Origin of the sequence: Gilliamella sp. B3482, from assembly GCF_026536805.1 — a bacterium.
Lineage (GTDB): Bacteria > Pseudomonadota > Gammaproteobacteria > Enterobacterales > Orbaceae > Gilliamella > Gilliamella apicola_E.
Genome location: NZ_JAFNNL010000003.1, coordinates 341,052 through 365,293, shown reverse-complemented (window position 1 = coordinate 365,293; position 24,242 = coordinate 341,052). Strand labels below are relative to the sequence as shown.

The window sequence follows — 24,242 nt, the reverse complement described above, 5'->3', positions numbered from 1 at the left end:
TTAAAATTTTAATCGCTATGGGTATAATTTACTATATTTTATCAAATTAACTTATGTTTTTAAAAAAACGACTTGCTGCATCAATCGTATGATCGATTTCTTTATCTGTGTGCATAAGTGACATGAAACCTGCTTCGAAAGCTGAAGGCGCAAAGTAAACCCCTTCGGCGAGCATATGATGATAGAATTTTTTGAATAATTCAACATCACAATTCATTACATCCTTATAACTGCTTACTTCTAGAGCATTTGTAAAGAAAAATCCAAACATTCCTCCTGCATGATTAACCACAAACGGAATATTATATCGTTTTGCTTCTGCATATAGTCCATTAACTAGTGAGGCAGTTTTTTCTTCTAACTCTGAATAAATACCAACATCCATTAACTTTGTCAACGTGGCATAACCCGCTGCCATAGCAACAGGATTCCCTGAAAGTGTTCCTGCTTGATAAATTGGTCCAGTTGGTGCTAATTGTTGCATAATTTCAGCACGCCCGCCAAAAGCACCTACAGGCATACCGCCACCTATAATCTTACCTAAGCAAGTCAAATCAGGAACTAAATCATAATATTCTTGAGCTCCGCCAAGTGCAACCCTAAACCCAGTCATCACCTCATCAATAATTAATAAAGCCCCGTAAGTATCACACAAGCTTCTTAATCCTTGTAAAAACGATTTTTTAGCTGGGACGCAATTCATATTGCCTGCCACAGGTTCAATAATAATTGCAGCAATTTCATTAGGATATTGCTCAAATTGTTTTTTTACTGATTCTAAATCGTTATAATCACAAACTAATGTATGTTTAACAAAATCCTCAGGCACACCCGGTGAAGTAGGGTGTCCAAAAGTGAGCGCACCAGAACCGGCTTTAACAAGCAAATAGTCAGCATGTCCATGGTAACAACCTTCAAATTTGATTATTTTGTCACGTCCTGTATAGCCTCGTGCAAGGCGAATTGCACTCATAGTTGCCTCAGTGCCTGAATTCACCATACGTAACATTTCTATTGATGGAATCAATTGTGTAACTAGGTTAGCCATTTTTGTTTCGATTTCGGTTGGCGCACCATAACTCAAACCATTACGAACAGCGTTAATAACTGCATTGGCAACATCAGGGTCATTATGACCTAAAATCATAGGTCCCCAAGATCCGACATAATCAATATAAGCTTTTTCATCAACATCATAAATATAAGCATCATTAGCTTTCTCTATAAATAATGGCATACCACCAACTCCATTAAAAGCACGTACAGGTGAATTAACACCACCTGGCATAAAAGCCATTGCTTCGCGGTAAAGTATTTCAGATTTAAATGTTTTAAGCATAATTATGGTCTTCTTTATAGTAATTGTTGTCGTATTTATTCATAAAATTAACTTAAATTCAAGCAAGCTATTACAAATTTAACTAATTGATGTTTTCATTTTGTATTTTATTTTTTCAAGAGTATATAATATATCAGTACTTAAAGTAGGAGAATAAAATGAGCGATGCGTTACCCATTAATTTTACTGATGCTGCTGCAAACAAGGTAAAAACTTTAGTAACGGAAGAAGAAAATCCAAATCTTAAATTAAGAGTCTATATCACTGGTGGTGGTTGTAGTGGATTCCAGTATGGTTTCACATTTGATGAAAAAGTAAATGAAGATGATCTGGCGATCGAAAAAAATGGTGTCTCACTTATTATTGACCCTATGAGTTTACAATATCTTGTTGGAGGCACTATAGACTATATTGAAGGATTGCAGGGTTCTCGTTTTGTTGTTGATAACCCAAACGCAACTACAACCTGTGGTTGTGGATCATCTTTCAGCGTCTAATTAGTAACAAAACATTAGCCAAAATTTTTATTTATATTAAATCCAAATTTTAAGGGAATTGATTAAAATTTCCTTAAATGTGACAAACATTGAGCAGTTAGACAATTATTTTAATTTTTTTATTGACGTAAATTTTAAGATAGGTAAAATGCACAGCATCCAAAACGCAGTTACCTTTCGGTAATAAGTTTTGAGCCCGGGTGGTGAAATCGGTAGACACAAGGGATTTAAAATCCCTCGGCCTTTTTGGCCGTGCGAGTTCAAGTCTCGCCCCGGGCACCATTAAAAACACTTTTTTTGTAAGCGGGAATAGCTCAGTTGGTAGAGCGCAACCTTGCCAAGGTTGAGGTCGCGAGTTCGAACCTCGTTTCCCGCTCCAATTTTTTTTCAATCATTATCCTCAATCAAATTTATCATTGAAATTCATTACTCAATTCGTATTACAAATAAACTATCTAGATTTTTTTCATAGCTAGAAATATTCAATTTTTTATAATCTTTTAAAAAATGCTTCTCCACTTTCCAATTCTGAGATGATTATTTAAAAAATTTATCTAAATTAACAATAATTAATTAATAAAACTATTTCAAAGATTATTTTTCCTTTTATTCAGATACTTTTACCGCTAATATTGAGCCAGTTAATTTTATAAGATTTTTAAATTTGTATTGGAGTATTAACTAATGAGTAATCACAGCTCATATTCGATAGCTGGCTCTATCTATGCTAATTACATTATTCAAAGTATTGCTTTAATAGTAATTATGCAATTTTCTGTCGAAATTTCTGCACAATTAAAAACTGATGATGTTATAGGTATTGGTTACGTTGCATCAGGAATAGGATATGGAAAAATATTATTAATGTTTATTGGAGGAATACTATCTGATAAATTTGGACGCAAACCATTTATCCTTATGGGCATGTCTTGTTATATTATCTTTTTCGTTGGGACTCTCTTTTGTCACAATATACATGTTGCATTTTGTTTGGCTATGTTTATTGGTGCTGGAAACTCATTTTTAGATACCGGCTCCATGCCTGCTTTAACCGAATGCTTTCCTCGTTCGGCAGGTACTGCAAGTGTTTTAATTAAAGCATTTATTTCAATAGGAACGTTAGTCTTACCATTCATTGTTACATTCTTTCATGCTTATGATTTATGGTATGGCTATGCTTTCATCGGTTTTGTTACTTTTATCATTATTAATTTTTTACTTTTAGCGCCAAGAACATTTCCTTCCAAAAATACAGTTATTTGTGGCAATGAAGGCCATAGTGACTATTTCATTGGTAAACCGAATATTTTCTTTGAAGGTATTTTATTAATAATTATGGGCTTCACCACCACTGCAACCTTTGTCATCATTTTACAATGGCTACCTGCGATTGCAGAGAAAGGTATAGGAATGGAACCAATCGCTTCCAAACAATTGATCAGTTATTATAGTACTGCATCAATAGTTTCTGTGTTTACAACAGCCTATATTGTTAAAAAATTCATAAAACCAATTTATTGCATTATTATATTGCCGTTACTTTCTGCATTAACTTTATTAATGTTTTTATTTAATCTTAATCCTACAATGAGTTTAATTGTGGCAATAGGAATGGGATTAACAGCAGCAGGAGGTATATTACAACTCACCTTAGTTGTTATGCAGCAGCTATTTCCTGATCGTAAAGGGTTTGCAGTTGGAACAATGTATACTTTCAGTGGTTTATCATTTATTGTCATTCCCCTAATAGTCCCTAAGTTAGCATTAATCAATGTTAGCTATGCTATCTTAGTCGATCTAGTTGTTGCATTATCAAGTGTAATATTAGGATTAATTGTTTATTCACGTTTCAAAAAAGTTATTGATATGAATAAAATTTAATGACTTTCAGCAATACTAAAAAAGCACCTTATCACGATAAGGTGCTTTACGATGATGAGTAATTTAAAGTAAAAAAAATGGTAAATTAGTAAGCCTAGAATTTTTAGAAAGTTATCTTAAACATCAAAATAATACTGGAAAGTATTTATCGCTGATTTTCGTGTTTTTTATGGCTTAATGTTGGTGTTTTTAGTATTAATCCTAGGTTTAAAAAACATCTAAGAATTATCAAATGCGATTATATAATTTGAGAAAAGCTTAATAACAGTTAGGAGTTATTTTATTAAGCAAGAATTATCAATTATCACCGAGCGAGGTGGTATTGAGGTAATAACATTACTAAAATCTTTACATGAAATGCCAATTTCAATTTAGCGTAGTGATGATGAATTTACATTGAGTCATTCTCCAATTGAACGAGCAAAAATGTATCTATAAAATACGAAAAGATTACTTAAAAAAACTCGCTGAATTTTAATCATTAATAATTGGAGAGAAGCATGAGAGCTAATATTGATGGACACTTTTTATTAATTGGATTAATGGCATATCCAATTCGGCACAGCTTATCACCAAAAATGCAAAATATAATTTACTCTAAATTAGATATTCCCTATGTCTATTTAGCTTTTGAAGTGACGCAAGAAAAATTGCCTGATGCTATAAAAGGCTTACGTGCATTAGGTTTACGCGGTAGTGCTGTTTCAATGCCGAATAAACAACTCGTGTGCCAATATTTAGATAAATTAACACCAGCAGTAGAGCTTATTGGAGCCTGTAATACCATTTCAAATGATGATGGAGTATTAACCGGATATAATACTGATGGAATAGGATATATGCGCTCATTAAAAGAGGCGGGTGTTGATGTTATAGGTAAAAAGTTGACATTACTTGGTGGAGGCGGTGCTGCAAGTGCTATTGCCGTACAAGCCGCATTAGATGGCGTTAAAAAGATTTCAATTTTTAATCAAAAAGATGAATGCTTTGACAAAATTGTAGAAATAGTCAACCGAATAAATGCTAAAACTGACTGTGAAACAGTAGTTTATGATTTAGCTGATCACTCAAAATTACGTCAGGAAATTGCTGAAAGTGCAGTATTATGCAATGCTACTGGTATTGGTATGAAGCCGTCAGAAGGAAAAAGCTTAATTACCGATCCAACTATGCTAAGAAAAGATCTCGTCGTAACCGATTGTATTTACAGTCCACGTAAAACAAAATTATTAGAAATAGCCGAATCGCAAGGTTGTAAAACGTTAAACGGTATCGGTATGATGTTATGGCAAGGTCATGCACAAATTAAAATTTGGACAGGAAAAGAAGCTCCAATTGATTATGTTAAAGAAAAAATGGGCTTTAATGATTAAAAATTTTAGTTAACTTATTAAAATTATTTATAACTACAGACTATTCTCTCAGTAAATTAAGAGAGTAGAAAAGATAAATTGGTGGATAGATGTCAAAAATTACAGTTAAAGGTTTAGATATTGGTGTTGGAGCGCCTAAAATTATTGTTCCAATTGTAGGAAAAACAGAAGAAGAATTAGTTAATGAAGCTGAATTTTTGACAAAAATTGACTTTGATATGGTTGAATGGAGAGTAGACCATTTTCAAAAAGTTGATGATGTTGAAAAAGTAAAACAAACAGCAAATAAATTACAAACAATCATTGGCTACAAACCCATTTTATTTACATTCCGCACCGCTAATGAAGGCGGAGTTTATCCTGCTACGATTGAATTTTATATCAACCTTAATAAACAGATGATAAAAAGTGGTTTAATTGATCTTGTCGATATCGAAGTTTTCACTGGTGACAAATATGTTGAAGAAATTGTCCAGTTAGCTCATCAGCATAACGTTTTAGTGATAGCCTCCAATCATGACTTTGATAAGACTCCGCCAAAAGATGAAATTGTAGCAAGATTACGCAAAATGCAGGATCTTGGTGTAGATATTCCTAAAATTGCCGTAATGCCACGTTCGCGTGAAGATGTAATTAACTTACTTGCTGCAACAGCTGAAATGAAAGACAAATATGCACGTAAACCACTAATTACTATGGCAATGGCTGGAACAGGTGCGATTAGCCGAATTGCAGGTGAAACTTTTGGGTCAGACCTCACTTTTGGTGCAGCAAAAAATGCATCTGCACCAGGGCAGCTAGATGTAAAAGATCTAAGAAACATCTTAAATATATTACATAAAAGTTTGGCTTAAAAATTCTAGCGTTTTAATAAACAACTTAAGTTAAAAAAAGATAAACGAAAGATAGTCAATATATAAACTCTTTGGTTCAAATTATTAATATTAAATGACTAATATGAAGACTATATTAAAATCTATATCAATAGTATTTTGGTGAATTAATAACATAAACCTGTTTAACCATTTTTATTGTATTATTCGAATTTAAACAACTTAGTTTGTTGATCCAAATAGGTCAGTAAATCTGGTATGCGATATTTGCCAGCCATTGATTGAATATGATCTGCCGCCTCTTTAAGTAACATTCCTAATGATGTTATATAGATTGGATTATTACTTTTACCACGCATTACTTCAATGGCATATTGTTTATTATCGGTAAAAGATTTTTTTGCAACGCCGATAATAGGTATCTTTTTATCCAGTGCTTCATAAAGATGACCACCTAAACCAAGATTACCACCATTCAAATGAACATAACCATCGACTATAATCACATCAATCGAATTGAGATCAACCTGAGACAATAATGCTAATATACAAGGTAATTCACGTTTATAAAATTGGCCTGATTGATAAGGCAGAACATTCGATTGATAATCATTGATAACAGATTTTATCTCATTGATACCATCAGTAAATTGCTCAAATAAAATGCCAACAGTTTTTGCCTTATCATTTAAATAGTAAACATCTATTGCAAGTATCATTTTTTTAAAATCCTTTTTGGAGTAGAATAACAATGCTCTCGTATTAAACTTTCTAATCTCTATTAAAAAACAAGTAGTCATTGATTTCAAATAAATAAAAATTTAGTTAATTCGTAATACATCTTTTATTTATCCGATTAGACCAGATAGCTAAGCAATGGTCGTTTAGATTGGATCTACACTTGGAGGCAGGAATGTATTTACTTGAAATGGCACCAAAATTTTTAATTGCACTTATCATTTTACTTATTTATGTCAAATTATCAGGAAAAAGCCAAATCGCACCGATGTCACAGTTGGATCAGGTTGGTAGCATGGTTATTGGTGCATTGGTAGGTGGAACATTACTTAATGCTAATGTTTCTGCGTGGGAAGCCGCTGGAGCTGTGGCGATTTGGGCAGGTCTTCTTATCTTAGTACGATTTATCAAATCTAAAAATTCAAAACTGCGAGATGCTATTGATGGTGAACCTATACAATTAATCAAAAATGGCAATCTAATCTCTGAAAATTTCAAAAAAGCGAATTTACCTGTTAGAGATTTTGAAACGCTAATCAATATTCAAGGAATTTGCGCATTTAGTGAATTAAAACAAGTGTGGTACGAATTAAATGGATCTTTAACCATTATCAAGAAAGGAGATAAAGATATCGCAGTACTGGTGATTGAAAATGGGGCTATTAGTCAAGACAACCTTGAACAACTCCACAAGAGTGAAACATGGCTTAAGAATGAAATCAAAAAACAAGGTTATAAAGATATTGATGAAGTTTTTTGTGCAGAATGGTTTGATGGTAAATTATTAGTTTACCCTTATGATGAAGTCCGTAATTCAAAAAATAAAGAATAATTAAGGAAAGCAAAATATAAAAGGGGAAGGTGTTTTACTCAATCCCCTTATTAAGAGCTTGTTATCTTAGTTGACTATCTTTACTACCACGTCGATTATATAATATTGCAGATTTTGCCAATTGCTTATCTATTTCTTGTTGGCAAGCTAAACAGTATTGCACACCTGGTAAGGCAATTTGTCTGGCTTTTGCAATAGTATCGCCACATTCAACACAAAACTCGGCACTAGGTTTATCGTGTTTTAGTTGGCGTCTGGCGATTTCGATAGCATCTGTGATTGTACTTTCGATCTGTTGGTTAACGGCATCGTCAGATGCCCAGCCACTAGCCATAATTACACCTCCTAAAAATTTATATTAGATGAATAATATGGTGCTTATTTGACCAGTTTCAAGTAATATGAACACATCATTTAAAAAGCAAAGTAAGTGTTGTATTTTTTATAAAGATCGTTTCTGTTAATGTAAGTTAATTGGAGGTTTTTATGCAACAATATGAACAAGCAACATTTGCAGGTGGATGTTTCTGGTGTATGGTAAAACCTTTCGACAAATATGAAGGCGTTATTAATGTGATCTCAGGTTACACTGGTGGTCATACGGAAAATCCAACTTATCAACAAGTTTGCCAAGGCAACACAGGCCATACAGAAGCGGTGCAAATTACCTTTGATCCAACGATGATCAGCTATAAAAAATTACTGGATATTTTTTGGCAACAAATTGACCCGACAGATTCGCAAGGACAATTTGCCGATCGTGGCGATTCTTATCGTCCAGTAATATTTTATCATAACAAATTACAACAACAGCAAGCGATCGCATCTAAACAAGCGCTTGAAGAAAGCAAACGATTTAATCATCCGATTGATGTTGCTATAGAACCGGCAGCAATATTTTATCCCGCCGAAGCGTATCATCAAGATTACTATAAAAAACAGCCAGAAAATTATAACCGTTATTATCAATTATCTGGACGAGCTAATTTTATTGCAGATAACTGGCAAGATAAGTCAGCAACCAAAAGTGAGTAAATATGCAAAAGTACCCGCAATATAGCAGTAAACAAAAATGGATTCATTGGACATCGGCTTTACTTGTCATAATGGTAACCATGCTCCTTTTAATTAAAGTGACAATGTCACATATATTAGGTGGAATGGCAATAGTCTATTTATTACATAAATCCTTTGGAGTGCTTGTTTTGCTATTAACAATATGGCGAATTATGGTGATCCGCAGTCAAGGTGTGCCTGACGTCTTACCGAAAGACAAAAAACTGCAACGAATTTTGTCAAAATCCACTCAAGGAGTGATCTACCTTTTACTGCTAATTACGCCATTATCGGGGTATTTAATGAGTGGAAGGGACCTTAATATATTTGGTTTAATATCGATCCCTGCTATTGATATGCCATATCACCAAATGTTTCATTCATTACATTTGATTAGTTCTTATGTACTAGCTATTTTAGTTATATTTCATGTATTAGGTGCGTTGTACCACTATTTTTGGGTTAAAGATAAAGTATTGCAATCAATGTTAAGTAGCAATGATTAACACAAATTTAAACGTTTATTTATATCACATTTATAACGTGAGGCAGATACAACATGAACAAATCAATGAAAGATAAAGCTATATCAGCACTAACACCAATGCAATATCACGTCACACAGCAAAATGGTACAGAACCTCCATTTGATAATCAATATAACGCTAACCACCGCGATGGGATCTACGTTGATATCGTCTCTGGTGAACCACTGTTTACCTCACTAGATAAGTTTGATTCAGGCTGTGGTTGGCCAAGTTTCTCTAAACCGATTAAACAGCAACAAATTGTTGAAAAGGAAGATAACAGCCATGGAATGCGTAGGATAGAAGTCCGCTCATTAGAAGCTGATTCACATCTTGGTCATGTATTTAATGATGGGCCTGCAGCTTTAGGGGGATTGCGCTACTGTATCAACTCTGCAGCGCTAAAGTTCATACCAAAAGAAGAATTAGAAGCTCAAGGTTATGGTGACTACTTAAAATTGTTTAAATAAATTAATCTTACGTATCCTTTATTTAATTAAAGGGTGCAAACTAAACCAATCTACCTTAGCCTGAAGCCTAGAAAATCATTGTTTAGCTTAATTGATATACATAAAGAAAATTTTGATGAATACTGCGGATGAAATTGGCATATAACTTATCATTTTTTTATATGCCAATATCGTAGTAGATCAAAGTTATAATTTAATTTTTTCTTTTAAATAAAATATAACTGATTAACAAAAACACAAAGCTAGTTATCATGGAGCCAACGATAGGGTAAATACCCATCACAATACTGGCTTGAGCAAAAAGATTATCGGCGATATAAAAGATAAAGCCAAAAGTAATACCTATAATCACCCTAATACCCATAGATACACTTCGTAATGGTCCAAAAATGAAAGATAAGGCCAACAACAACATCACTGCAACTGAAACGGGTTTAATCAGCTTTTTCCAAAATAACAAATCATAATATTTTGTATCTTGGCCCGAATTTTTCAAATATTGCGAATATTGATAGAGTCCTGATGCTGACAATGAATCAGGGTCAAAAGCTACAATACTCAACTTATCAGGTGTGATATTAGTTTTCCACTGCATAGTAAGTGAGTTTGTACCCGTTATTTGTTGTGGATTGGTTAAATCATTCATCTCGATTTGTGATAACGTCCAACTTCCATTTTCAAACACTCCGCTATCAGCATGAGTAATCGATAGTAATTTATTTTTATCAACTTTATAAATATCAATATTTGAGATAGAACTATCATTATTAACATGGTCGATATAGATATAATCATTACCATCTTTCGCCCATAAACTACCTTGTTGAGCTAATAAAGAATTACCATAAAGCTTTTCTGAGCGCATATTACGAGCGGTTTGTTCACTGATAGGAGCAACCCATTCACCAATTGCCATTGTTATAAGCACTAAAGGGAGAGCAGTTTTCATCACAGCTAATGCAATTTTAAAACGGCTAAAGCCTGAAGTTTCCATCACAATAAGCTCGCTTCTTGAAGCTAAAATCCCTAAACCGATTAACCCGCCTAAAAGTGCTGCCATAGGGAAAAATATTTCTATATCTTTAGGTACCATTAGCAAAGAATAAAAACCAACTGACAAGGCATCATAATCAACTTTGATTTTTCTAAGTTGGTCAATAAAACGAATAATTCCTGACAAACTAATTAATAAAAATAAGCAAATGCCAATGGTATTTAAAATAGTTTTACCAATATAGCGATCTAAAATCGAAAACATCGTTCTCCCCTTAAGACGCAATAAATTTTAAACGAAGTTTACGCATAAATAAGTTATCACAACAATTTAAAATCAAAGCCAGAACAAAATACCCTAGATTAATCAGATAAAACCACAAAGCGGGATCTAAGCGACCTTTACCAGCATTAGCTTTAACCGAACTAGAAAGTAAAAAATAGACTAAATAAAGCAGTAACGCTGGTAAAATTTGTGCAAGCCTTCCTTGTCTTGGATTTGACACACTCAATGGAATCACTAAAAAAGCCATCAAAGGAACCGAAATTATCAACGTCAATCGCCAATAAAATTCAGCATTAGCCTTCGGTGTTGGATTTTCATGAAGCTCAAGCAATCCTAATTGCTGAACATCCACTTTATCATCATCAACATTGCTTTCTAGCTCCTTAGGTTTAATAATACCTAAATAGTTATGAAAATTCGAAATTCTAAAATCTTTTAATTGTGCCGTGCCTTCATAACGATTTGCATTTTCAAGTGTGATGATTTGATTACCATCTTTATCTTCTTCAGTTTTCCCTTTATTAGCAATAATAATAGAAGGGCGTTGAGCATTTTTCGGATTAATTTGGGCTATAAATACGTTATCTAGCTTATTATGATCAACATTACCAATATAAATTACCGAGTTGCCATCAGGTGTTTGTTGAAATTGGCCAGCTAATAAACCTGCTAAACTTGGATTAATCTTGGCATTTTCGACTAGCTGATCTTGTCTCACGCTAGACCAAGGCCCAAACCAAAGGCTATTGAGTGCTGTGAATATACAGGTGATCACACACAGAAATAGCACAACCTGATAGTTAAGTCTTCTCTTAATCCCACATGCATGCATTGCGACCATCTCGCTGTCCGAATAAAGCCGACCAAAGGTAACAAGCACACCTAAAAACAGACTTAGTGGCAAAATAAGATCAGCCATATTCGACACACCTAACACTAAAAGTGGCATAATCAAATCACGTGGAATACTGCCATCAATAGCGCTGGATAAAATTCTGATTAATTTTTGAGAAAAGAAAATTAGCAATAAAATAAACAGTATTGCACCTTGTGTTTTCATCGTCTCTTTAATTAAATATCGGCGAATTATCACTTTTTTACCTATCTATCCGTTTTATCAAATCGCACTATTATAATCTGATTTGCGTTGTTTCGTTATCTTTTTGTTGCTATCGTTTAATGAACCGATAAAATGTTACTATTCACCATAAAAATCTTACAAGAGAACGCTATGAAATACTCAATCAAAAACAGCTCATTAATCACATTACAAAAAGAAGAATGTTTAGTGGTAACTGTCCAATTAGGCAAGAAACAAACTAGTTTAATCAAGGATATAGATGAATTAACCAAGGGTATGATTAGTCAGCTGCTCAAGTCAGGTGACATTAACTGCGAATTAGGTAAAACCACCTTTTTATACGCTAGCCCGAATTCTCCGAAAATATTAGTTGTAGGGTGTGGCCAAGCAAAACATTTTGATATTAACGCTGCAAAAAAAATGATACAAGCAGCTACAAAAGAGCTAATAACTAAACAAGTTAAAAATATAAGTTGGGACATTCTAACTCTAAATCCTGCAATAAGTGGTGAAATTGCTAAACAACTACCACAAATTACTAGCGAATTAACCTATAGTTTTGATCAATTCAAATCAACAAAATCAGAAAAACCAAGCTTACAAAAAGTAACGCTACTTTATAGCGATAAAAAAACAATCAAGCATGTAGAAAGTCAATTATCGCAAGGACAAATTATTGCAAATGCTATTGTCAGTACCAAAAACATTGCCAACATGCCATCTAACATCGGCAATGCTAAATACTTAGCAGAGCAGGGCAAAAGTTTAGGTAAACAGCATTCAAGCTTGAAAGTGACATGCTTAGGTGAAAAAGAGCTTGCTAAACTTAACATGAACGCTTATTTAGCGGTTGGACGAGGCTCAGCCAACGAATCAATTATGACGGTCATAGAATACCATGGTGCGAAAGACAAAAAAGCCAAACCATATGTATTAGTTGGTAAAGGATTAACCTTCGATTCAGGAGGCATATCCATCAAACCCTCAGCCGGTATGGATGAAATGAAATATGATATGTGCGGTGCCGCCACTGTGTTTGGTGTAATGCAAGCTGTGGCTGAATTAAAACTACCTATCAACGTAGTTGGCGTGATGGCTGGTTGTGAAAACATGCCAGATGGTAATTCATACCGTCCTGGCGATATCTTAACCACCATGTCGGGCACCACCGTTGAAATCATTAATACCGATGCAGAAGGTCGTTTAGTATTATGCGATGCTTTAACTTATGTTGAACGTTTCCAACCCAAGACTGTGATTGACATTGCTACACTTACTGGTGCTTGTATCATTGCACTCGGTCATCATTATACTGGCGTGATGGGTAATAACGCAGAGCTTACTGAACAATTGGTAAATTCCTCAAATCAAGCAGGAGACAAAGCGTGGTCATTACCGATTGATAGTGATTTCCAAGAACAAATCAAATCAACCTGTGCTGACATTGTCAATGCTGCTGGTCGAGATGGAGGAACGATTACAGCCGCTTGTTTCCTATCTCGCTTTACTGAAAAATACCAATGGGCACATCTTGATATTGCAGGAACAGCTTGGAAATCGGGTGCAAACAAAGGTGCTACAGGCAGACCAGTCGCGATGTTAATTCAATACTTACTTAACCAAAAATGAGTAAATACATGAAAAAAGTGATATTTTATCTACTTGAAAACCCAACCCCAGCCAATGATGCCGGGGTTTTATTCAAAGAACAGCTTGCGTGTGAAAAAATTGTTGAAGCATGGCAAAATCGGCAACGCGTGTTAGTCGCCTGTCAAGATCAAGCGCAAGCTGAACGTATTGATGAATATTTATGGCAACTTGATACTGAAAATTTTGTTCCCCATAATCTAGCTGGAGAAGGTCTAAAAAGCGGATCACCCGTCGAAATCTGTTGGCCACAAAAGCGCAGTAGCAATGGTTCACGTCACTTACTTATTAATTTGCAAGAACAATACCCAGAATTTGCTGGCGTATACCGCGATATTATTGACTTTGTTCCCGTAGAAGAACAACAAAAATCGCTAGCCCGTGAAAGATATAAAACCTACAAAGAAGCTGGATTTAACCTAAAAACCATCCCGATTTTATGTGAATAATATGATAAAAAATTGAATGCGAATCGATAGATCAAATCAATAATATTATAACTGAAATAGAGTATAAGTTTATTTCAAAAGATGAATTAAAAAAGAGTTCATTGACTAAGTACGAGCATTGTGATCCAAAAAGAACCTTTATGGAATTTAATATTGAAGCGACTTATAAGCGCATACCTTAAAACCCTCTATTTCAGCGATTTCTTTGTAAAAGAATCAGTGTGTTTTTCATTAAAATGACTTTTAAGATAGTTAACTGTTAGTATAATTATATTATTGTATAATAATAAGATAATTAAGATTACTTAAAATAAGATCACTTCGTTATTACAGGGATGTATAAATAATGAAAACAAAAATAATAGTAGCTTTAGTTTTTTTAATTACTCTGATACAAAATGCGTATGGGATTGGATATAACAGAACTTATATCCCACGAGTTCACATGCATTATTCTCCTAGTCATCATTCAAGGGGGAGCGACGGAGATGATGCCTCTATAATTATCATTTTACTATTCGCCATTGCAGTTGGTATTATTTTATATCATATTTACAAAAACTATGAAGAATCAAAGCAAAATAAAAAATTGGAAGAAGATAAACGTCAACTTAATTCAGAAAGCAGGAAAGATAAAAAAGATTAAGAAAAAAGAAGAATTAACTGACAATCCTGAAAAATAATTATTTTCATCATTCTCAATTGCTTATATTGCTTTTTAAAATTATCGAAAAAGTTGAGGAGCGGGGTTTTTTAGGTTTGATTAGCAAGTAATTCTTGAATATTTGCTTGTTTTTGGGTTAAAAATTGAATCTCAATCAAATTAGGCTATAATGCCGCTTTGTTTAAATTTTGTTATTAATAATGAATATTGGTTTTATTGGAGCTGGTAAAGTTGGATGCACACTAGCGAAATATTTTAGTTTATCGGGTTTACAAGTTGCAGGTTTTTATAGCCGAACTTATGAACACGCTAAACAAGCTAGTGATTTTACTCAATCTTATGCTTATTCATCTTTAGCTGATTTAGTGAATAATTGCGATTGTTTATTGGTGACAGTAGCTGATGGTCAAATTGCTTCTGTCTGGCATGAATTATGTCAATTACCTATTACCAATAAGTGGATTGGTCATTGTAGTGGCTTATTGACATCACACATATTTCAGCAAAATAAAGTTGTGCATCCATTCGCTTTTTCATTACACCCTTTATACGCTATTTATGATAAGTTCGATTGCTATAATACTATGTCGGACGTCTCTTTTACGCTCGAAGCAAATAAAGCTATTATCGACCAATTACAACGTTTTTTAGCGCTATTACCTAATCGCTTAGCAATTCTTTCAGCAAATAAAAAGCCACTATATCATGCTGCTTGTGTCATGCTAAGTAATCAAGTGCTAGCTCTCGTACAAATAGGTGTAGATTTACTTAATCAATGTGGATTAGATAAAGAGTTTTCTGAACAAGCTTGGCATCCGCTATTTCTTGGTAATGCCAACAACATTTGTAAAGCGGGAGTCATAGATGCATTAACTGGACCTGTGGAGCGTAACGATATTGAAACCATTAAGCAACATATGATGGCAATGCCAGATGAGCTCAAACCAATTTATCAACAATTATCGACTATTTTGCTTAATATCAGTCGTCAAAAACATCCGGATAGGGATTATCATCAATTAGAAATGGAACTGTTACCTTGAAAAATACAATTTTGACTTTACAACAACGCAAACAAAATCAAGAAAAGATCACCATGCTCACCGCGTATGACTATACGACAGCAAAATTGATGGATGATAGCGGTGTCGACTGTTTATTAGTGGGTGATTCATTAGGTATGGTTATGCTGGGTTATGAAAGCACAGTATCAGTCACTATGGACGATATGATCCATCACTCTAAAGCCGTGGCCAGAGGCGCTAAAAAAGCATTGGTTGTAACCGATTTACCGTTTATGTCTTACCATGCATCTGTTTATGATGCTGTACATAATGCTGGACGATTGATACAAGAAGGGAATGCTCAGGCGGTGAAGCTTGAAGGTGGACAAGCATTTTGTGAGCATATTAAGATGATCGCTCAAGCCTCAATTCCTGTCATTGCCCATATTGGCTTAATGCCACAATCAGTATTAGCATTGGGTGGTTACAAAGTACAAGGTAAAAATTATCAAGCAGCAAAAGCGATTATTTTAGATGCTTTAGCTGTTGAACAGGCAGGCGCTGCGGTAATTTTACTCGAATGTGTACCGGCTGATTTAGCCAAATTTATAACTGAACTTGTGAGCGTGCCTACTATTGGGATTGGCGCTGGTCATGGTTGTGATGGGCAAGTTTTAGTCTATCAAGATATGTTATCTATGTATGATGGTGTATCGTCCAAATTTGTTAAATCTTTTGCCCCAATGGGGGATCAAATGAAACAGGCATTTGCGGATTATTGCCAAGAAGTTAAACAGCAACAATTCCCTGCACCTATTCATGAGTTTGCTATTGATGATGAGATCATGGCCAAACTCAAATCTGAATTTTCAAACTAGCTTGGAAGGATAATAAACATGAAAGTTATAACCACTATCGATGAAGTTCGCGATCAGGTTAAATCATGGCGTAACAATGGTGAAAGTATTGGTTTAGTGCCGACCATGGGTTATCTGCATGAAGGTCATCAAAGCTTAATGGCTAGTGCTAAAAAAGATAATCAAAGAGTGATTGTTACAATATTTGTTAATCCAATGCAGTTTGGTCCTAAAGAGGACCTAGCTAGCTATCCACGTGATTTAGAAAGAGATAAAAAAGCCTGTCAGCAAATGGACGTTGATTTGATTTTTTGTCCGTCCGCCGATGAAATGTATGATGCGAATTTCAATAGCTATGTCAATGTTAATGGTTTAACTGATGCGCTTTGTGGAAAAAAGCGACCAGGACATTTTAAAGGTGTTTGTACAGTTGTCACCAAACTATTTAATATTACTCAACCTGATCGTGCCTATTTTGGACAAAAAGATGCGCAACAATTAGCCGTCATTCAACGAATGGTACAAGATCTCAATATTCCCATCGAAATTATTGGTTGCCCGATTGTGCGTGAAAGTGATGGATTGGCTAAGAGTTCGCGCAATAGCTATTTGTCTGAACAAGAACGCCTAGCCGCTATTTGTTTATATCGTTCAATTGAACAGGCTAAGCAAATGATCAAAGCGGGTGAAAAATCAGTTGCAACCATCTTAAAGGCCATGCAAAACGTTATAAATAATGAACCATTAGCTAAAATTGACTATATTGAATTTGTTGATTTTGCAACGTTAACCAATGTTGATGTATTAAAGCAAGATAGTCTATGCGCTTTAGCGGTTTATATTGGTAAAACTAGATTGATCGATAATTTTATTTTTCATCATTAACAATCCATTTATTGAGATAAAAGATTGCTTATCGACCGGCGATCTTTTGTTTACCATATTCCTACCGTCTCGGGAAATCGATTTAATCAACGACTTTATTCGTCTAGCAATTTATTGTTATTTCTTTTTACTGTAGAATAATAGCCATTTTTATGCCTTGAATTAGGATTGATGCCTTTATTATGAAAAATACGACTTATAATCCACAAGAAATCGAACAACCTATCTATCAACATTGGGAAGAAAGTGGTTACTTTAAGCCTAATGGTGACAAATCTCAGCCTAGTTATTGCATTGCTATTCCACCACCAAACGTAACGGGTAGTTTGCATATGGGACATGCATTTCAACAAACTATTATGGATGCATTAATTCGTTATCACCGTATGCAAGGTAATAACACGCTTTGGCAATCAGGTACTGACCATGCAGGTATTGCTACCCAAATGGTGGTAGAACGTAAAATTGCCGCTGAAGAAAATAAAACTCGCCATGATTATGGTCGAGATGCTTTTATCGAAAAAATTTGGCAATGGAAAGCTGAATCAGGTGGAAGTATTACTAAGCAGATGAGACGTTTAGGTGATTCTGTTGATTGGGAGCGTGAACGTTTTACGATGGATGAAGGCCTTTCTAATGCTGTTAAAGAGGTTTTTGTAAGACTTTATCAAGAAGATTTGATTTATCGCGGTAAACGCTTAGTGAATTGGGACCCAAAATTACGCACAGCAATTTCAGATCTTGAAGTTGAAAATCGTGAAGTTAAAGGATCAATGTGGCATTTGCGTTACCCATTAGCGGATGGTGCAAAAACGGCAGATGGTAAAGATTATCTTGTTGTCGCAACGACTCGTCCTGAAACACTATTTGGTGATACTGGGGTGGCGGTTAATCCTGAAGATCCTCGTTATAAAGATCTTATTGGTAAATTTGTTATATTACCTTTTGTCAATCGTCGTATTCCTATTGTTGGGGATGAACATGCGGATATGACAAAAGGTACGGGTTGTGTAAAAATTACGCCTGCTCATGACTTTAATGACTATGAAGTAGGGCGTCGTCATCAACTACCGCTGATTAATATCTTTACCTTTGATGGTGAGATTCGTACGCAAGCAGAAGTATTTGATACTAATGGTGAGTCAAGCACCGCTTACTCAACTGAGATTCCGACACAATTCCAAAATTTAGAACGTTTTGCTGCACGTAAATTAGTTGTTGCAGAGTGTGAAGCTCAAGGTATTTTAGAAAAAATTGAACCACATGATCTCACCATTCCTTATGGTGATCGTGGTGGCGTGGTCATTGAACCAATGTTAACCGATCAGTGGTATGTTCGCGCTAAAGTCTTAGCTGAACCAGCAATAGCTGCCGTAAAAAATGGCGATATTCAATTTGTACCTAAACAGTACGAAAACATGTATTTTTCATGGATGAATGACATCCAAGATTGGTGTATTTCGCGCCAATTATGGTGGGGACACCGAATTCCGGCTTGGTATGATAATCAAGGTAATGTCTATGTTGGTCGTGACGAAGCTGAAGTTCGCCGTGAAAACGGTCTATCTGCTGATATCGAGTTATCACAAGATGATGATGTACTTGATACTTGGTTCTCATCAGCGCTGTGGACATTCTCAACCTTAGGTTGGCCAGAAAAGACTGATGATTTAGCGACTTTTCATCCAACTAATGTTCTTGTAACTGGTTTTGATATCATCTTCTTCTGGGTCGCAAGAATGATTATGATGACGATGCATTTCATCAAAGATGAACATGGCAAACCTCAAGTACCTTTCAAAACAGTTTATGTAACTGGCTTAATTCGTGATGAAGAAGGGCAAAAAATGTCAAAATCTAAAGGGAATGTTATCGATCCTTTAGATATGATTGATGGGATATCACTTGCCGATTTATTAGAAAAACGTACTGGTAACATGATGCAACCACAGCTTGCTGAAAAAATTGCCAAACGTACTGAAAAACAGTTCCCTAATGGCATTGAAGCCCATGGTACCGATGCATTACGTTTTACTTTAGCCGCACTGGCGTCCACTGGTCGTGATATTAATTGGGATCTAAAACGTTTAGAAGGTTATCGTAATTTCTGTAATAAACTATGGAATGCTAGCCGTTATGTATTAATGAACACTCAAGAGCACGATTGTGGATTTAAAGGTGGTGATTTAGAGTATTCATTAGCGGATAAATGGATCTTAGCGGAGTTTAATCAAACGGTGAGAACATACCGCGAAGCATTTGATACTTATCGTTTCGATTTAGCGGCTAATATCTTATATGAATTTACTTGGAATCAGTTCTGTGACTGGTATTTGGAGTTAACCAAATCAGTATTAGCTAATGGCGAGCAAAATCAACAACGAGCAGCTCGTCATACTTTAGTAACAGTCCTTGAAGCACTCTTGCGTTTGGCTCATCCAATCATTCCATTTATAACTGAAGCTATTTGGCAAAGTGTAAAACCATTAATGGCCATCAAAGCAGATACTATTATGTTACAACCAATGCCAGCCTTTGATAGCAAATTAGTTGATAATGAAGCAGTTGCTGATATCAATTGGATTAAAGATGCCGTTATCGCTGTTCGTAATATTCGTGCTGAAATGAATATTGCGCCAAGCAAACCGTTACAATTATTGATCAGAAAAGCATCACCGACGGTGCATCGCATTATTAGTGACAATGTCACCTTTATAGAGTCTTTAGCAAGATTATCAGAAATTGTCTTGTTAGATGAAGGTGAAGCAGGGCCATTATCGGTAACCAAATTAGTTGATGGTGCAGAGCTACTTATTCCAATGGCTGGTTTGATCAATAAAGATGATGAGCTAGCTCGACTTCAAAAAGAAATAGCTCGCATTGAAGGCGAAATTGCACGTATTGATAACAAGCTTTCCAATGCCAGCTTTGTTGATAAAGCACCAGCAGCTGTAGTGGCTAAAGAGAAAGAAAAACAACAAGGCTATGTTGCTGACAAAGCTAAATTACAAGAGCAGTATGAAGCAATAAAAAGTCTTTAAGGACATCAATAAAAAACCTCTCATATGAGAGGTTTTTTTATGATTAAAACTTGTAACCGACACCGAGCATTACAACCCAAGGATCAAGATCATATTTTGCCGTGACTTTAGTATTACCTAAATGAGTTTTAGCTTTAGTTTCAATATCGATATAACGGACTTGCGCGTTAATCAGCCAATTCTCATCTAAAGAATAATCAGCACCCACTTGTGCAGCCCAGCCCCAGGAATTATCCAAGTCTAAGCCATGAAAGCCTGCTTTCTTAGCTTCACCACTAAGTTTTTCATCAAAAAAGAAAGTATAGTTAACACCAAGGCCAACATAAGGTTGGAGCTCATAGCTACTATCAAGCGGATACCACAGTGCGCTCAATGTTGGTGGTAAATGTTTTATTTTTCCTAAATGAGCACCGGATAAACCAGTAGAATTACCACCGCCAAGTTTCACTTGATGACTAAAAGGTGTGGCACCTAATAATTCAACAGCAAAATTATCAGTAATCATATATTGAAAATTCAGGCCTAGTTGCGTGTCATTATCGGCTTTAGCCTTAAGATCACTCTTTGCACCACCCACTTTAACATGATCACTTTTATCTTGAGGATGAACATAGACAGGACCACCACGGATGATAATTTGGTCGGCACTATGCGCCAGAGCGGTTGAGCTTGCTAATCCAAAAGTAACTAGCATAGCAATTGACGATACTCTCATTTTTATCTCCTTATTATGTTTATATAAACTGCTAACTGAGCGTGATATATGCTTCATTAACAGACCGTTTTTTAATATAAAGCTTTAAAGGATTGACAATTACCTAAAGGTATTGATGAATATCTTAGCACCATAATATGAGTAATGATATGGTAGATTTTTTAGATGAATTAATTAATAGTGCTTTTTGTTCAATTGATTCAGATTCAATAGGTCAATTTGATTTAAATTCGCTTTTGATGACGCCAAAGCCACTTACCGCTAATAAGTCGATGATAAAAGAAGATGCTTCGAATGATCCAATCTAAGAACATACCAAACCAAACACCAATCACACCAAAGCCGAAATAAACACCAAAAATATAGCCCACTACAATACGGCACATCCACATACTACCAATAGCGACCCACATGGTATAACTTGCATCTTTCGCTCCCTTAAAACCATATGGCAAAACAAAGGATGATGCCCAGAATGGGGTAAATAAGGCATTAAACCAAAGTAAATGTTTGGAAATTTCGATAACTTCCTGATCATCGGTATAGAGCGAACTTAATAATCCAGCAAACGGAATGGATAAAAATGCTAAAAAGCAGAGTAATAAACTGGTTAAATGAAAGATATACTTAAGTTGCCGTGTTGGTTGATAGATTTGCCCCATACCAATGCGCTTACCAACAATTATGGTTGAGGTTGCGCCAAGTGTTCCACCTGGCAAATTAAGCAATCCAGCAATTGAAAACGCGATAAAGTTTGCCGCAATAGTCGATGTGCCCATACCTGCAACAAAGGTTTGCGTTAGTAATTTTCCAATATTAAACATCACCGACTCAACACTAGCCGGAATACCAATCCCTAAAATATCAATCAGTATCTTGCCATTAAATGAATGAAAATAACTGCGAAGTGGGATAAATAATGCCCGGCTTGGTTTGATGGTCAACACCAACAAAATAAAAAACATCCCACAATAACGAGATGTAGTTAAACCAATACCTGCACCGATAAACCCAAGTCCTTGCCAACCGAAAGCACCATAAATTAGTACATAACTAATAGATAGATTCAGAATGTTCATAAGGATATTTAAATACATGGGAATTTTAGTATTGCCAGCGCCACGCAAAGCGCCACAACCAACTAAAATAAAGGCAAGGGCGGGGTAACCTAAAACGGTTAATCTTAGAAAGGTTAGTGTTAATTCCTTAACTTCAGGATCAGCCTTACCGGCAATAATCTCAACAATCCAATAGCCTGAAAACTCAACGAACAAAAATAGTAAAATTGAGATTATTACTAATAGCGTAATAGATTGTCTTGCTGCTACTACTGCTTTTTTACGATTATGTCGTCCTAAACTAAACGCGACTACGACGGATGTTCCGAGCGCAACCGCCATAAAAAAGGACATCACAATCATATTAAAGCTTTCGGCCAAACCGACGGCAGCCATCTCGGCCTTACCAATCCAACTTACTAAAAATGTACTGAATATACCCATTAAAATGACAGACAAATTCTCAATCAGAATTGGCATTGCTAAAGGATATATTTCGCGCCAGAATAGCACATTGTTTGAACGTCGTTTTTTATAAAGTTGAAGATTCTTCAATCGACTTAGAACATCCAATTTAAGGCCTAAAATTTTATTCGATAAGTTGCGGCTATTATAACGCCTTTATGTGATAAAAATGAAATTATGTTTTAAAAAAATGGCTATCAATTTTAATCGATATAATACTTAACATTATCCGTGCATTGTCTCCTTAATCTCTGATATTTAAGATTAAAAATTAAATGATGAGGTAATTTTAGTGCTAATTAAAATAGGATTTAGCTATAGCAACATTTCAACACATAGTTAAGTAAAGGACATAAACCTTTTTTAAGTGCTTAAAAAGTAATGTTGAGATAAGAAGAGATAATTATCAAAAAAAGTTGAGGAACGGGGTTTTTGAGGTTTAATTAGCAAGTAATTTTTACTCAATCGCGTGTATTGCTTTTTAAAATTGATAAAAAAAGTTGAGGAGCGGGGTTTTTGAGGTTTAATTAGCAAGTAATTCTTACTCAATCGTTTGTATTGCTTTTTAAAATTGATAAAAAAAGTTGAGGAATGGGTTTTTCGAGGTTTAATTAACAAGTAATTCTTACTCAATCGTGTGTATCGCTTTTTAAAATTAATAAAAAAAAAGTTGAGGAACGGGGTTTTTGAAGCTTTAATTTTCTTCAAAAAGCGATCTTTTCGCCTTAAACTTGAACGCTTTTTCAGTTCGCTATATTATAGCTGCCTTATTTTCCATTATTTACTTAAGCAAACGTTAAAGAGTACGAATGTTAATCAACGCCAAAGATATTCTCGAAAAATTAAATCCTCATAATAAAGTGAATTATGATTCAATTTTAAAAGAAGTGATTGCTGATTGGCAGTTGGCATCGGCTCGACCTAAGTTGTTAATCCATAGTTGCTGTGCACCATGTAGTACTTATGTACTGGAATATTTAGCACAGTATGCTGATATCACGATCTATTTTGCCAATTCAAATATTCATCCCCGCGTGGAATATGAGTATCGCAGTGTCGTTCAACAGAAGTTTATTGCGGACTTTAATCAAAAGACTGGCAACCAGGTGCAGTTTTTAGAAGCACCTTATCAACCGGCTGAGTTTATTAAACAGGTAGAGCATTTGCGTGATGCGCCAGAAGGTGGTGAGCGGTGTCATCTTTGTTATAAGATGCGGTTAGATTTGGCGGCGATTAAGGCGCAAGAGTTGGGCTTTGATTATTTTGCTAGTGCGTTAACGCTGAGTCCTAAAAAGAATAGTCAAAAAATCAACCAACTTGGTTTCGAAATTCAGGAAATTTTTTCAGTTAATTATTTACCTTCCGATTTCAAAAAGAATAATGGTTATAAGCGTTCTATCGAACTTTGTAAGGAGTACGATGTTTATCGTCAATGTTATTGCGGTTGTATTTTTGCTGCAAAAGCACAAGGTGTCGATCTGAAGAATGTAATTGCTATCGCTAAGCAAGGGCTAGAGAAAGTATAACTCGATATTGATCCTCTTCAAAACA

The 24,242-nt window shown here is 35.1% G+C and carries 23 protein-coding genes and 2 tRNA genes; 18 read left to right on the top strand and 7 right to left on the bottom strand.

Annotated features, from left to right (window positions below):
* Positions 1 to 46: 46 nt before the first annotated feature.
* Positions 47 to 1,339: a glutamate-1-semialdehyde 2,1-aminomutase gene (gene hemL, locus J3U18_RS07230; protein WP_267353395.1), complete on the bottom strand. Its 1,293-nt coding sequence runs from the start codon at positions 1,337 to 1,339 to the stop codon at positions 47 to 49.
* Between the two features lie 158 nt (positions 1,340 to 1,497).
* Here hemL and erpA point away from each other — a divergent pair, with 158 nt between their 5' ends.
* The 6 genes from erpA (at position 1,498) to aroD (ending at position 5,944) form a co-directional block, all read left to right on the top strand.
* A complete protein-coding gene (gene erpA / locus J3U18_RS07225) occupies positions 1,498 to 1,836 on the top strand; it encodes an iron-sulfur cluster insertion protein ErpA (protein WP_065734199.1) in 339 nt (112 codons plus the stop codon).
* Between the two features lie 194 nt (positions 1,837 to 2,030).
* Positions 2,031 to 2,118: transfer RNA gene (locus tag J3U18_RS07220), tRNA-Leu, on the top strand.
* 21 nt (positions 2,119 to 2,139) lie between these two features.
* Positions 2,140 to 2,215, top strand: a tRNA-Gly gene (locus J3U18_RS07215).
* A 305-nt stretch (positions 2,216 to 2,520) separates the two neighbouring features.
* Positions 2,521 to 3,717 carry an MFS transporter gene (locus J3U18_RS07210; protein WP_267332024.1) on the top strand — a complete coding sequence of 399 codons (1,197 nt, stop codon included), beginning with the start codon at positions 2,521 to 2,523 and terminating at the stop codon, positions 3,715 to 3,717.
* A 500-nt stretch (positions 3,718 to 4,217) separates the two neighbouring features.
* Positions 4,218 to 5,090: a shikimate dehydrogenase gene (locus J3U18_RS07205; RefSeq protein ID WP_267353393.1), complete on the top strand. Its 873-nt coding sequence runs from the start codon at positions 4,218 to 4,220 to the stop codon at positions 5,088 to 5,090.
* 89 nt (positions 5,091 to 5,179) lie between these two features.
* A complete protein-coding gene (aroD, locus tag J3U18_RS07200) occupies positions 5,180 to 5,944 on the top strand; it encodes a type I 3-dehydroquinate dehydratase (RefSeq protein WP_267330280.1) in 765 nt (254 codons plus the stop codon).
* Positions 5,945 to 6,126: 182 nt separating this feature from the next.
* Here aroD and J3U18_RS07195 read toward each other — a convergent pair whose 3' ends face one another.
* Complete coding sequence (locus J3U18_RS07195; RefSeq protein WP_267336912.1) at positions 6,127 to 6,642, bottom strand: endonuclease V; 516 nt, start codon at positions 6,640 to 6,642, stop codon at positions 6,127 to 6,129.
* 194 nt (positions 6,643 to 6,836) lie between these two features.
* Between J3U18_RS07195 and J3U18_RS07190 the strand changes: the two genes are divergently transcribed.
* Complete coding sequence (locus J3U18_RS07190; protein WP_065562497.1) at positions 6,837 to 7,493, top strand: DUF421 domain-containing protein; 657 nt, start codon at positions 6,837 to 6,839, stop codon at positions 7,491 to 7,493.
* Between the two features lie 61 nt (positions 7,494 to 7,554).
* Here J3U18_RS07190 and J3U18_RS07185 read toward each other — a convergent pair whose 3' ends face one another.
* On the bottom strand, positions 7,555 to 7,827 hold the full coding sequence (locus J3U18_RS07185) for a DksA/TraR family C4-type zinc finger protein (protein WP_065562498.1): 273 nt from the start codon (positions 7,825 to 7,827) through the stop codon (positions 7,555 to 7,557).
* Between the two features lie 152 nt (positions 7,828 to 7,979).
* Here J3U18_RS07185 and msrA point away from each other — a divergent pair, with 152 nt between their 5' ends.
* The 3 genes from msrA to msrB are packed head-to-tail and all read left to right on the top strand — an operon-like array spanning position 7,980 to position 9,546.
* Positions 7,980 to 8,528: a peptide-methionine (S)-S-oxide reductase MsrA gene (msrA, locus tag J3U18_RS07180; protein WP_267353392.1), complete on the top strand. Its 549-nt coding sequence runs from the start codon at positions 7,980 to 7,982 to the stop codon at positions 8,526 to 8,528.
* 2 nt (positions 8,529 to 8,530) lie between these two features.
* Entirely contained in the window at positions 8,531 to 9,055 is a 525-nt protein-coding gene (locus J3U18_RS07175) for a cytochrome b (protein WP_267332022.1), read from the top strand.
* Positions 9,056 to 9,108: 53 nt separating this feature from the next.
* Positions 9,109 to 9,546, top strand: coding sequence for a peptide-methionine (R)-S-oxide reductase MsrB (gene msrB / locus J3U18_RS07170; protein WP_065734192.1), 438 nt, complete (start codon positions 9,109 to 9,111; stop codon positions 9,544 to 9,546).
* A gap of 193 nt (positions 9,547 to 9,739) precedes the next feature.
* Here the strand turns inward: msrB and lptG are convergent, their stop codons facing one another.
* The gene (gene lptG, locus J3U18_RS07165) at positions 9,740 to 10,804 is read right to left on the bottom strand and encodes an LPS export ABC transporter permease LptG (protein WP_220226138.1); all 1,065 of its coding nucleotides are present in this window, start codon (positions 10,802 to 10,804) and stop codon (positions 9,740 to 9,742) included.
* Positions 10,805 to 10,814: 10 nt separating this feature from the next.
* Entirely contained in the window at positions 10,815 to 11,918 is a 1,104-nt protein-coding gene (lptF, locus tag J3U18_RS07160) for an LPS export ABC transporter permease LptF (protein ID WP_267353390.1), read from the bottom strand.
* Between the two features lie 138 nt (positions 11,919 to 12,056).
* On the opposite strand from lptF, the gene J3U18_RS07155 reads away from it, so the two are divergent.
* From J3U18_RS07155 to J3U18_RS07125, 7 genes are all read left to right on the top strand, one after another.
* Positions 12,057 to 13,535: a leucyl aminopeptidase gene (locus tag J3U18_RS07155; protein WP_267353388.1), complete on the top strand. Its 1,479-nt coding sequence runs from the start codon at positions 12,057 to 12,059 to the stop codon at positions 13,533 to 13,535.
* Positions 13,536 to 13,543: 8 nt separating this feature from the next.
* A complete protein-coding gene (locus J3U18_RS07150; protein ID WP_267353386.1) occupies positions 13,544 to 14,002 on the top strand; it encodes a DNA polymerase III subunit chi in 459 nt (152 codons plus the stop codon).
* 346 nt (positions 14,003 to 14,348) lie between these two features.
* Positions 14,349 to 14,648 carry a hypothetical protein gene (locus J3U18_RS07145; protein WP_267353384.1) on the top strand — a complete coding sequence of 100 codons (300 nt, stop codon included), beginning with the start codon at positions 14,349 to 14,351 and terminating at the stop codon, positions 14,646 to 14,648.
* 218 nt (positions 14,649 to 14,866) lie between these two features.
* Positions 14,867 to 15,709: a Rossmann-like and DUF2520 domain-containing protein gene (locus J3U18_RS07140; protein ID WP_267353382.1), complete on the top strand. Its 843-nt coding sequence runs from the start codon at positions 14,867 to 14,869 to the stop codon at positions 15,707 to 15,709.
* Positions 15,706 to 16,548 (top strand): 3-methyl-2-oxobutanoate hydroxymethyltransferase, encoded by an 843-nt coding sequence (gene panB, locus J3U18_RS07135; RefSeq protein WP_267353380.1) that lies wholly within the window; start codon positions 15,706 to 15,708, stop codon positions 16,546 to 16,548. The genes J3U18_RS07140 and panB overlap by 4 nt, the downstream gene beginning before the upstream one ends.
* Positions 16,549 to 16,566: 18 nt before the next feature.
* Entirely contained in the window at positions 16,567 to 17,412 is an 846-nt protein-coding gene (gene panC / locus J3U18_RS07130) for a pantoate--beta-alanine ligase (protein WP_267353378.1), read from the top strand.
* 182 nt (positions 17,413 to 17,594) lie between these two features.
* Entirely contained in the window at positions 17,595 to 20,453 is a 2,859-nt protein-coding gene (locus tag J3U18_RS07125) for a valine--tRNA ligase (RefSeq protein ID WP_267353376.1), read from the top strand.
* Positions 20,454 to 20,496: 43 nt separating this feature from the next.
* Here J3U18_RS07125 and J3U18_RS07120 read toward each other — a convergent pair whose 3' ends face one another.
* Together J3U18_RS07120 and J3U18_RS07115 are read right to left on the bottom strand one after the other, a co-directional pair.
* Positions 20,497 to 21,168 (bottom strand): OmpW/AlkL family protein, encoded by a 672-nt coding sequence (locus J3U18_RS07120; protein WP_267353375.1) that lies wholly within the window; start codon positions 21,166 to 21,168, stop codon positions 20,497 to 20,499.
* 224 nt (positions 21,169 to 21,392) lie between these two features.
* The gene (locus J3U18_RS07115) at positions 21,393 to 22,799 is read right to left on the bottom strand and encodes an EmmdR/YeeO family multidrug/toxin efflux MATE transporter (protein ID WP_065563498.1); all 1,407 of its coding nucleotides are present in this window, start codon (positions 22,797 to 22,799) and stop codon (positions 21,393 to 21,395) included.
* Positions 22,800 to 23,500: 701 nt separating this feature from the next.
* On the opposite strand from J3U18_RS07115, the gene J3U18_RS07110 reads away from it, so the two are divergent.
* Positions 23,501 to 24,217, top strand: coding sequence for an epoxyqueuosine reductase QueH (locus tag J3U18_RS07110; RefSeq protein ID WP_065734181.1), 717 nt, complete (start codon positions 23,501 to 23,503; stop codon positions 24,215 to 24,217).
* Positions 24,218 to 24,242: the final 25 nt, after the last annotated feature.

Excerpts from the sequence above, each read along its gene's own strand:
- hemL (WP_267353395.1), bottom strand. The coding sequence starts at position 1,339 with ATGCTTAAAACATTTAAATCTGAAATACTTTACCGCGAAGCAATGGCT.
- erpA (WP_065734199.1), top strand. The coding sequence starts at position 1,498 with ATGAGCGATGCGTTACCCATTAATTTTACTGATGCTGCTGCAAACAAG.
- J3U18_RS07210 (WP_267332024.1), top strand. The coding sequence starts at position 2,521 with ATGAGTAATCACAGCTCATATTCGATAGCTGGCTCTATCTATGCTAAT.
- J3U18_RS07205 (WP_267353393.1), top strand. The coding sequence starts at position 4,218 with ATGAGAGCTAATATTGATGGACACTTTTTATTAATTGGATTAATGGCA.
- aroD (WP_267330280.1), top strand. The coding sequence starts at position 5,180 with ATGTCAAAAATTACAGTTAAAGGTTTAGATATTGGTGTTGGAGCGCCT.
- J3U18_RS07195 (WP_267336912.1), bottom strand. The coding sequence starts at position 6,642 with ATGATACTTGCAATAGATGTTTACTATTTAAATGATAAGGCAAAAACT.
- J3U18_RS07190 (WP_065562497.1), top strand. The coding sequence starts at position 6,837 with ATGTATTTACTTGAAATGGCACCAAAATTTTTAATTGCACTTATCATT.
- J3U18_RS07185 (WP_065562498.1), bottom strand. The coding sequence starts at position 7,827 with ATGGCTAGTGGCTGGGCATCTGACGATGCCGTTAACCAACAGATCGAA.
- msrA (WP_267353392.1), top strand. The coding sequence starts at position 7,980 with ATGCAACAATATGAACAAGCAACATTTGCAGGTGGATGTTTCTGGTGT.
- J3U18_RS07175 (WP_267332022.1), top strand. The coding sequence starts at position 8,531 with ATGCAAAAGTACCCGCAATATAGCAGTAAACAAAAATGGATTCATTGG.
- msrB (WP_065734192.1), top strand. The coding sequence starts at position 9,109 with ATGAACAAATCAATGAAAGATAAAGCTATATCAGCACTAACACCAATG.
- lptG (WP_220226138.1), bottom strand. The coding sequence starts at position 10,804 with ATGTTTTCGATTTTAGATCGCTATATTGGTAAAACTATTTTAAATACC.
- J3U18_RS07155 (WP_267353388.1), top strand. The coding sequence starts at position 12,057 with ATGAAATACTCAATCAAAAACAGCTCATTAATCACATTACAAAAAGAA.
- J3U18_RS07150 (WP_267353386.1), top strand. The coding sequence starts at position 13,544 with ATGAAAAAAGTGATATTTTATCTACTTGAAAACCCAACCCCAGCCAAT.
- J3U18_RS07145 (WP_267353384.1), top strand. The coding sequence starts at position 14,349 with ATGAAAACAAAAATAATAGTAGCTTTAGTTTTTTTAATTACTCTGATA.
- J3U18_RS07140 (WP_267353382.1), top strand. The coding sequence starts at position 14,867 with ATGAATATTGGTTTTATTGGAGCTGGTAAAGTTGGATGCACACTAGCG.
- panC (WP_267353378.1), top strand. The coding sequence starts at position 16,567 with ATGAAAGTTATAACCACTATCGATGAAGTTCGCGATCAGGTTAAATCA.
- J3U18_RS07125 (WP_267353376.1), top strand. The coding sequence starts at position 17,595 with ATGAAAAATACGACTTATAATCCACAAGAAATCGAACAACCTATCTAT.
- J3U18_RS07120 (WP_267353375.1), bottom strand. The coding sequence starts at position 21,168 with ATGAGAGTATCGTCAATTGCTATGCTAGTTACTTTTGGATTAGCAAGC.
- J3U18_RS07110 (WP_065734181.1), top strand. The coding sequence starts at position 23,501 with ATGTTAATCAACGCCAAAGATATTCTCGAAAAATTAAATCCTCATAAT.